This is a genomic window from Agromyces sp. P1_H4 (genome assembly GCF_056405255.1).
Genome location: NZ_JBFUCL010000182.1, coordinates 1 through 7580 on the forward strand (window position 1 = coordinate 1; position 7580 = coordinate 7580).

Annotated in this window: 7 protein-coding genes and 1 pseudogene; 6 read left to right on the top strand and 2 right to left on the bottom strand. The window is 72.0% G+C overall.

What is annotated here, in order from left to right:
• The 3 genes and pseudogenes from AC1DY2_RS11880 to AC1DY2_RS11890 form a co-directional block, all read left to right on the top strand.
• A pseudogene (locus tag AC1DY2_RS11880) lies at nucleotides 1–185 on the top strand (ice-binding family protein); the annotation flags it as partial.
• 62 nt (nucleotides 186–247) lie between these two features.
• The gene (locus AC1DY2_RS11885; protein ID WP_476762619.1) at nucleotides 248–1030 is read left to right on the top strand and encodes an alpha/beta fold hydrolase; all 783 of its coding nucleotides are present in this window, start codon (nucleotides 248–250) and stop codon (nucleotides 1028–1030) included.
• 115 nt (nucleotides 1031–1145) lie between these two features.
• On the top strand, nucleotides 1146–1979 hold the full coding sequence (locus AC1DY2_RS11890) for an MBL fold metallo-hydrolase (RefSeq protein WP_476762620.1): 834 nt from the start codon (nucleotides 1146–1148) through the stop codon (nucleotides 1977–1979).
• A gap of 39 nt (nucleotides 1980–2018) precedes the next feature.
• Here AC1DY2_RS11890 and AC1DY2_RS11895 read toward each other — a convergent pair whose 3' ends face one another.
• Nucleotides 2019–2183, bottom strand: coding sequence for a hypothetical protein (locus AC1DY2_RS11895; RefSeq protein ID WP_476762621.1), 165 nt, complete (start codon nucleotides 2181–2183; stop codon nucleotides 2019–2021).
• A 185-nt stretch (nucleotides 2184–2368) separates the two neighbouring features.
• Between AC1DY2_RS11895 and AC1DY2_RS11900 the strand changes: the two genes are divergently transcribed.
• A complete protein-coding gene (locus tag AC1DY2_RS11900) occupies nucleotides 2369–3310 on the top strand; it encodes a phosphodiesterase (protein WP_476762622.1) in 942 nt (313 codons plus the stop codon).
• Nucleotides 3311–3343: 33 nt separating this feature from the next.
• Here AC1DY2_RS11900 and AC1DY2_RS11905 read toward each other — a convergent pair whose 3' ends face one another.
• Nucleotides 3344–4966 carry a stealth family protein gene (locus AC1DY2_RS11905; protein WP_476762625.1) on the bottom strand — a complete coding sequence of 541 codons (1623 nt, stop codon included), beginning with the start codon at nucleotides 4964–4966 and terminating at the stop codon, nucleotides 3344–3346.
• A gap of 278 nt (nucleotides 4967–5244) precedes the next feature.
• Here AC1DY2_RS11905 and AC1DY2_RS11910 point away from each other — a divergent pair, with 278 nt between their 5' ends.
• Both AC1DY2_RS11910 and AC1DY2_RS11915 read left to right on the top strand, forming a co-directional pair.
• Nucleotides 5245–6294 carry a fatty acid desaturase family protein gene (locus AC1DY2_RS11910; protein ID WP_476762623.1) on the top strand — a complete coding sequence of 350 codons (1050 nt, stop codon included), beginning with the start codon at nucleotides 5245–5247 and terminating at the stop codon, nucleotides 6292–6294.
• Nucleotides 6295–6498: 204 nt separating this feature from the next.
• Nucleotides 6499–7580: NtaA/DmoA family FMN-dependent monooxygenase (locus tag AC1DY2_RS11915; RefSeq protein ID WP_476762624.1), on the top strand; the 1082-nt coding region annotated here is incomplete at its 3' end.

A 7580-nucleotide genomic window follows, 5' to 3' on the forward strand; every position in this document is an offset into this window, starting at 1 on the left:
CGCCCGGCGCGCCGACGCCGCTCGCGCCGCTGGCCACGACCCCGCCGCCCGACGACGCCGACGCGCCTCCTCCGAGCGATCCGCCGTCGCCCGAGCCCACTCCGGAACCGACCGACGGCGGCACCGGGACCGGGCGCGACACGGCTCCAGGGCAGACCAAGAAGCCGCGGCCGCCCGGCGGCTGACGCGGCCAGGGCCGCAGCGCAAGGGGCTGCGCACGCGCCGCCCAGCCGATAGGTTCCCGCGCATGGAGACCGTGAGCGAAGTCGTCGTGGGTGCGCACCGCTACCGAGCGCACGAGACGGGCATCGGCCGCGCCGGCGAGGTCACGACGGTGCTGCTGCACGGCATCGGCATGACGCACCGCTCGCTCGCGAAGGTGCAGGAGGCGATGCCCGCGACCCGGCGAGTGCTGAACATCGACCTCGCGGGCTTCGGGCCGAACCCCGCGCCACGACACGGGCTCAGCGTGGAAGAGTACGGGCGCGATCTCGCCGAGGTCCTCGCTCGGCGCGGCGCGTGGCCGGCGATCGTCGCGGGGCACTCCATGGGCACCCAGTTCACCGTCGAGCTGGCGAGGATCCGGCCGCGGGAGGTGCTCGGCATCGCGCTCATCGGGCCGGTGGTCGATCCGGCGCGGGGCACCGTGCGCCAGCAGGCGCTCGACCTCGCCAGGGACACCGTGGGCGAACCGCCTTCCGTGAACGCACTGGTGCTGCGCGACTACTTCCGCGGCGGCATCCGGTGGTACCTGAAGGAGCTCGGGGCGATGATGCGGTACCCGATGCTCGAGCGCATCGCGGATTGCGTCGCGGACACCGTCGTGATCCGCGGCGAACGCGACCCCATCGCCCGCGAAGCGTGGTGCGAACTCCTTGCGGCCGCGAGCGGCGGACACGCCGAGGCCGTGAGCGTGCCCGGGAGGCGCCACGTGGTGCCCCGCACGGCGCCCGACGCGGTGGCGCGCGAGCTCGTGCGACTGGCCGAGCGGGTCGAGCGCCGAACGGCGGATGCCGCGCCCCGGCGCTGAGTCCGCGTGTCGGCGCATCCGTCCCCCGGCCGGGTCAAGGGGGTTGTCCGGCGTTCCGGCATGGCCGAACGTGGATGCACCTTGGGAGGCGGTGGTCCGACGGAAGGCGGCTGCCGTGCAGGATCGACACATCACCGACGAACGGCGCGAGGCGCGAGCGCCGGGACACGAGGCATCCGCCCCGTCGCGACGCAGCCGGAGACCCCGGTTCACCTGCAACGTGGTCCCCGGGGTGCATCGCCTCGAGCACGCCTACGTGAACTGCTACCTCCTCGAGCAGGGCGGCGCGCTCACGATCGTCGACACGGCGCACCCGGCGACCTGGCCGGTCATCGGCCACGCCATCCGCGCCCTGGGCCGGGAGCCCGGTGACGTGCGAGCCTGCGTGCTCACCCACGCGCACTTCGACCATCTCGGTTTCGCCCTGCGAGCGCAGCAGGAGTGGGGCGTGCCGATCATCGCCCACCCCGAGGAGGAGTACCTCGCGGCGCATCCCTACCGCTACGCGCACGAGAATCCGCGGGCCGCCTACCCGATCGCGCACCCTCGGGCGGTGCCGCCGCTCTTCGCGATGGTGCGCGCCGGCGCACTGCGGGTGAAGGGGGTGTCGGGGCTGACATTCCTCGCCGCGGACGAGGTGCTCGACGTGCCGGGGCGTCCGCGGGTGGTGTTCACGCCCGGACACACGTTCGGGCACTGCGCGCTGCACCTGCCCGAATCGGACGCGGTGCTGAGCGGCGACGCGCTCGTCACCTTCAACCCGTACACGGGCGGTGACGGACCGCAGATCCTGTCAGGCGCCGCGACGGCCGACAGCGAGCAGGCGCTGGCCTCGCTGACGGCGCTCGCAGAGACCCGCGCATCAGTCCTCCTGCCCGGTCACGGTCCCGTCTGGCGCGAGAGCGCCGGGGTCGCGGCGGCGATGGCGAGGTCGGCCGGGCCGTCGTGAGTCGCGGGCGGGCGTGCACGTTCAGGGGCGCACCGGCGATCAGGCCGCCAGCGCGTGCGCGTCGTGCAGCACCACCGACGTCGGCCGCGGGTGGTCGTGATCCCTGGGGCAGGCGCATGGCACCGCGATCACCGAGAGCTCGAGCCGAACGAACTCCACGTGCTCGACGAACTCCGCCGACTTCGTCCGCCCCCACCACGCCATGATCGACCTCCCTCACCAGAGAGACGCCACGGATGCCGGATCGTGACGCGGTTCGCCGGAATCCGTGTCGGCGCGTTCGGGTTCGTCACATTCCGGATTCATTCAGCGTTCAGATTCGCATGGTCGGCTAGGTTGAGCGCGACGCCCACCGCCGCGCGCCACCACCGAACCGATGGGAACCCCCAGTGACCATTCGAACGGCCGAGTACCCCAGGCCGGATCACTTCCTGCTCCACATCAGCGACACGCACCTGCTCGCTGGTGGCGGCAAGCTCTACGACCGGGTGTCGAGCGAACAGCACCTGCGGACGCTGTTCGACGAGTTCGAGGCATCAGGTGCCCGGCCAGAGGCGATCGTCTTCACGGGCGACCTGGCCGACCGCGGCGAGGCCGACGCCTACGACCGCATCCGCCAGATCGTCGACCCCGTGGCCGAGCGGCTGAGCGCCCAGGTCATCTGGGTCATGGGCAACCACGACGACCGCGGGGCGTTCCGCCGCGGCCTGCTCGGCGAGCGACTCGGCGGGTCGCGCCCGGTCGATCGCGTCGACGACGTCAACGGGCTGCGCGTCATCACCCTCGACTCCACCGTGCCGGGCCACCATCACGGCGAGGTGACGCCCGGCCAGCTCGACTGGCTCGCCGAGGAGCTCTCGATCCCCGCGCCGCACGGCACGATCCTCGCCATGCATCACCCGCCGGTGCCGAGCGTGCTCGACCTCGCCGTGTCGGTGGAGCTGCGCGACCAGTCGGGCCTCGCCGAAGTGGTCGACGGCAGCGACATCCGCTCGATCATCGCCGGGCACCTGCACTACTCGTCGACCGCGACGTTCGCGGGCGTGCCCGTCTCGGTCGCGTCGGCGAGCTGCTACACCCAGGACCTCAACGTGCCCGTCGGGGGCACCCGCGGTCGCGACGGCGCCCGCGCGTTCAACCTCGTGCACGTGTATCCCTCGACCGTGCTGCACTCGGTCGTGCCGCTCGGCTCGTTCCCGGCGCTCGACTTCATCCCCGCCGACGAGAGCGCGCGCCGCCTCGGCGAGTCGGGCATCAGCATCGCGGATGCCGCGACGCCGCGTGTGTCGAAGGAGCCCCCGTTCACCATGCCGATCCCGGTGCTCGCCTGACGGCAGCCGCCGCCCGCGAGGCTGCGCCTGCGACTACGCCGTGAGGTCGGGCGTGCCGGCCGCCGCCGCCGCAGGCAGGTCGGCCGCGGCATCCGTCGCCTTCTCCCACGGTGCCGGGAACGGGAAGTAGCGGTCGAGGAACTCGATGACCGCCGCCGTGCGCTGCTCGACCGAGATCTCGGGGAAGCTGCCGTCGTTGAGGCAGAACATGTCGTGGTCGCGGCGCTTCAGCAGCTGCTTCATGGCGGGCAGCGCCTTGCGCAGCGTCGTCTCGACGTACTTCACCTTGGCGTCGGTCTGCACCACGGCGCGGCCCGTGAGCAGCGCGTAGTAGTGGTACAGCGAGTTCGTCACCGAGATGTCGGTCGCCGAGCGGAAGCGGCTCGCCGCCGTGCGGCGGAACTCCTCGGGGAACGCCGCCTCGAGGTCGGCCATCACGCTCTTGCGGAGCGGCGCCGCGCAGTGCTCGAGGTGGCGCGTCGTGACCTTCCCGTACCGCTCGCGCAGGAGCGCCCGGTTCACGCGCGCGGCGTTCTCGAACCCGCTGCGACCCGGGTGCGTGTCGCCGAGGCCGATGCGCGTCGACGCCTCGACGAACTTCGTGATGCCGCCGGGGGAGAAGAAGAGCGACGGGCTGACCGCCCGGCCGAAGAACATGTCGTCGTTCGAGTAGAGGAAGTGCTCGGCGAGGCCGTCGATGTGGTGCAGCTGGCTCTCGACGGCGTGCGAGTTGTGCGTGGGCAGCACCGACGTGTCCGCGAACATCTCCTCGCTGCGCACGATGGTGACCTTCGGATGCTTCGCCAGCCACGCCGGCGCCGGGGAGTCCGTCGCGATGAAGATGCGCCGAATCCAGGGCGCGAACAGGTAGACCGACCGCAGCGCGTACTTCAGCTCGTCGATCTGCCGGTAGCGGGCCTCGGAGTCGTCCCCCTCGCCGACCACGTAGCTCTGCATGCGCTTGGCGCGCTCGCGCACGAACTCGTCGCTCGAGCCGTCGACCCACGAGAACACCATGTCGATGTCGAAGTCGACGTCGCTCGCGAGCGGCGCGAACATGTGCTCGAGGGTCGGCCAGTCGCGGCCGTGCAGGTGCACCGTGTCGTCGATCGCCTCGGAGCGCGGCAGCGTGCGGCGCATCAGCGCGTTCTCGACGGGCGCCTCGATCGTGTCCTCGCCGAAGCGCCAGAACTCCAGCTGCACGGCGGTCTCGCTGCCGTAGCGCAGGCGTCCGACGGGCTCGACGCGGGGGCGGTAGAGGCGCAGCACGGTGGCCTTGCGGTGGCCCGACAGGCGTCCGTCGGCGAGGAGCACCGGGTGCGAGCCGGCGGCCCGCTCAGGCGCGAGGGTCGCCGCGTAGAACGGCTCGTTCGCGAAGGCCTCGGCGAAGGCGTTCGCCACGGCCTTGCGGTCGGCGCGGTCGACGGCGAGCACGAGGCGGTCGTCGTTGCCGCGCACGAGGAGGTACGAGATGGCGGCCGCGTCGAGGGCGTCGCGGACGGCGAGCAGGTCCTCCACCATCGACTCCTGCGGGGTCGCGTGGCCGTTCCGCAGCGCGTACTGGCCCTTGCGCACGACGAGGTCGTCACGATCGAACCGCGCGGTGCGCGGGGCCGACGCCACCAGCACCAGCTCCGAGGCATCCGAGAGCCGCATCGGCGGCGCTGCCGACGGTTCCTTCCTGGCGAACGCATGCCCGTCGTGCTGGTGCGGGTCGGCAGGTCGATCGCGGTGGGAACTCGTCACGGAAGGGTGGCCTCCAGGGGTCGGGAGATCGCGCAGGAATTCGCGCGGGGATCGAAACGATTCTATCGAGTGCGGGCGCGGGATCCCACGGCTTGACGGATGGCGGATGCCCCGCCGCAGGCGTAGCCTCGAATGAACCATTCCGCGTGCCGGGACCCCGCGTGCGGCGACCTCGAGAGCGAGTCGCCATGACCACGCACACGGCACCAGCCAGCGACTTCACCGAACTCGCCCGTCAGGTGCGTGAGGCGGGCCTCATGCGGCGGCGCTACGGCTATTACTGGACGAAGCTCGTGCTCGTGCCGGTGCTCTTCGCGGCCACCGTCGTCGCGTTCATCCGGATCGGCGACTCGTGGTGGCAGGTCTTCATGGCCGTGTGGTTCGCGTTCCTGTTCACGCAGACCGCGTTCCTCGGGCACGACGCCGCGCACCGGCAGATCTTCCGCTCGGGCCGGTGGAACGACTGGACCAGCCTCGTGCTCGGCGGGTTCGTCGGCATGAGCTACGGCTGGTGGCAGCACAAGCACACCCGGCATCACGCGAACCCGAACCAGCTCGGCGTCGACCCCGACATCGACCTGCCGGTGGTCGCGTTCACGCCCGAGCAGGCCGGACGGCACCGGTCGCCGTTCATGCGCTGGGTGATGGCGCATCAGGGCGCCTTCTTCTTCCCGATCCTCCTGCTCGAGGGGCTCTCGCTGCACGCGTCGAGCGTGCATCGCGTCGTCATGCGCGAGCATCTCGCACACCGCCCCGCCGAGATCGCGGTGCTCGCGGTGCGGCTCGTCGGGTTCCTCGCGCTCGTCTTCCTCGTGCTCTCGCCCGGCATCGCGGCCGTGTTCCTCGCCGTGCAGCTCGGGCTCTTCGGCCTCTACATGGGTGCCTCGTTCGCGCCGAACCACAAGGGCATGCCGCTCGTGCCGAAGGCCCTGCGGCTCGACTTCCTGCGCCGCCAGGTGCTCATGAGCCGCGACATCCGAGGCACCCCGTTCCTCGACTTCATGATGGGCGGGCTCAACTACCAGATCGAGCACCACCTCTTCCCGTCGATGGCGCGGCCCCACCTGCGCCGGGCCGCGCCCATGATCGCCGCGTACTGCCGCGAGCACGGCGTGCCCTACACGCAGACCGGGCTCTGGCAGTCCTACGCGATCGTGCTGCGCTACATCAACCGCGTCGGGCTCGGCGAGCGCGATCCGTTCATGTGCCCGCTCGTCGAGCAGCGGGCGAGCATCTGAGCGGATGCCGCGTGCGGCACGTCGGGTGACGGATGCCGCGTGACGGATGCCGCGCGGGCCGCCCGCGGCATCCCGCCCGCCCGCGGCATCCGATGACCCCCGATGACGCCGGGTTGCGGCGTGTGGCACCCCGTTCCGCCGTGTGACGGCACCCCTCGCGGCATCCGCGCGGCCTGCCTAACGTCGCATCCGGGAGGTGGACGCATGACGAGACTCATCATCGGCGCCATGGTGCGGGCGGTCGGCGCGTACCCGTCGGGCTGGCGGTATCCGGGGGCGCATCGAGACCCGCGGGGCGACGCCGCCGTGCTGCGCCGCGCCGCCGAGGTGGCCGAGCGGGCGCGCCTGGACTTCCTGTTCTTCGGCGACTGGCTCGCCACCGGGCACGACCTCGAGTACCGGGATCCGCACCTCGTCGCCCGCGTGGATCCGCTGAGCGCCATCACCTACCTCGCCGGCGTGACCGAGCGCATCGGGCTCGTGGCCACGGTGAACACCACCTACGCGGATCCCTTCACGGTCGCGCGGGCGAGCGCCTCGGCCGACCTGCTCTCGGGCGGGCGTGCGGCGCTCAACCTCGTCACCGGGTCCGACGCCCGCTCGGCGGCGAACCACGGCGTCGACTTCACGCACGCCAGCACCGTTCGGTACGACCGCGCGGTGGAGTTCCAGGAGGTGCTGCGCCGACTCTGGGACTCGTTCGACGACGACGCGATCGTGGCGGATGCCGCGTCGGGCGTGTTCCTCGACCCCGACCGCCTGCACGCCACCGCGTTCCACGGCGAGCACCTCCGCGTCGCCGGGCCGCTCAACGCGGTGCGCCCCGTGCAGGGACACCTGCCCGTCCTGCACGCGGGCCTCTCGCCGAGCTCGAAGCTGTTCGCGGCGCAACACGCCGACCTCGCGCTCGTCGCCGTGTCGGGTCACGACCAGGCGATCGCGGTGCGCGAGGAGCTGCGCTCGCTGGCGTTCGAGTCGGGCCGCGACGACCGCACGCTGAAGGTCATCGCCCCGGTGCTGCCGATCATCGGCGAGACCCGCGAGCACGCACAGGCCATCGCCGACGAGTTGAGCGAGCTCGTGCAGATCGCCGAGGACTGGCCGGGTGGCGCGCCGCCGGCGTTCCCGGCCGCTCGCTCGCTCGCGCAGCTCTCGACCCTCGTCGGCGTCGACCTGACCGGCTTCTCGCCCGACCGTGCGGTGACGCCGACGCTCGCATCCTCGTTCTCCGATGCGGGCCAGCTGCTCGTCGAGATCGTCGCCGAGCGCACCGGCCGGGCCCCGTC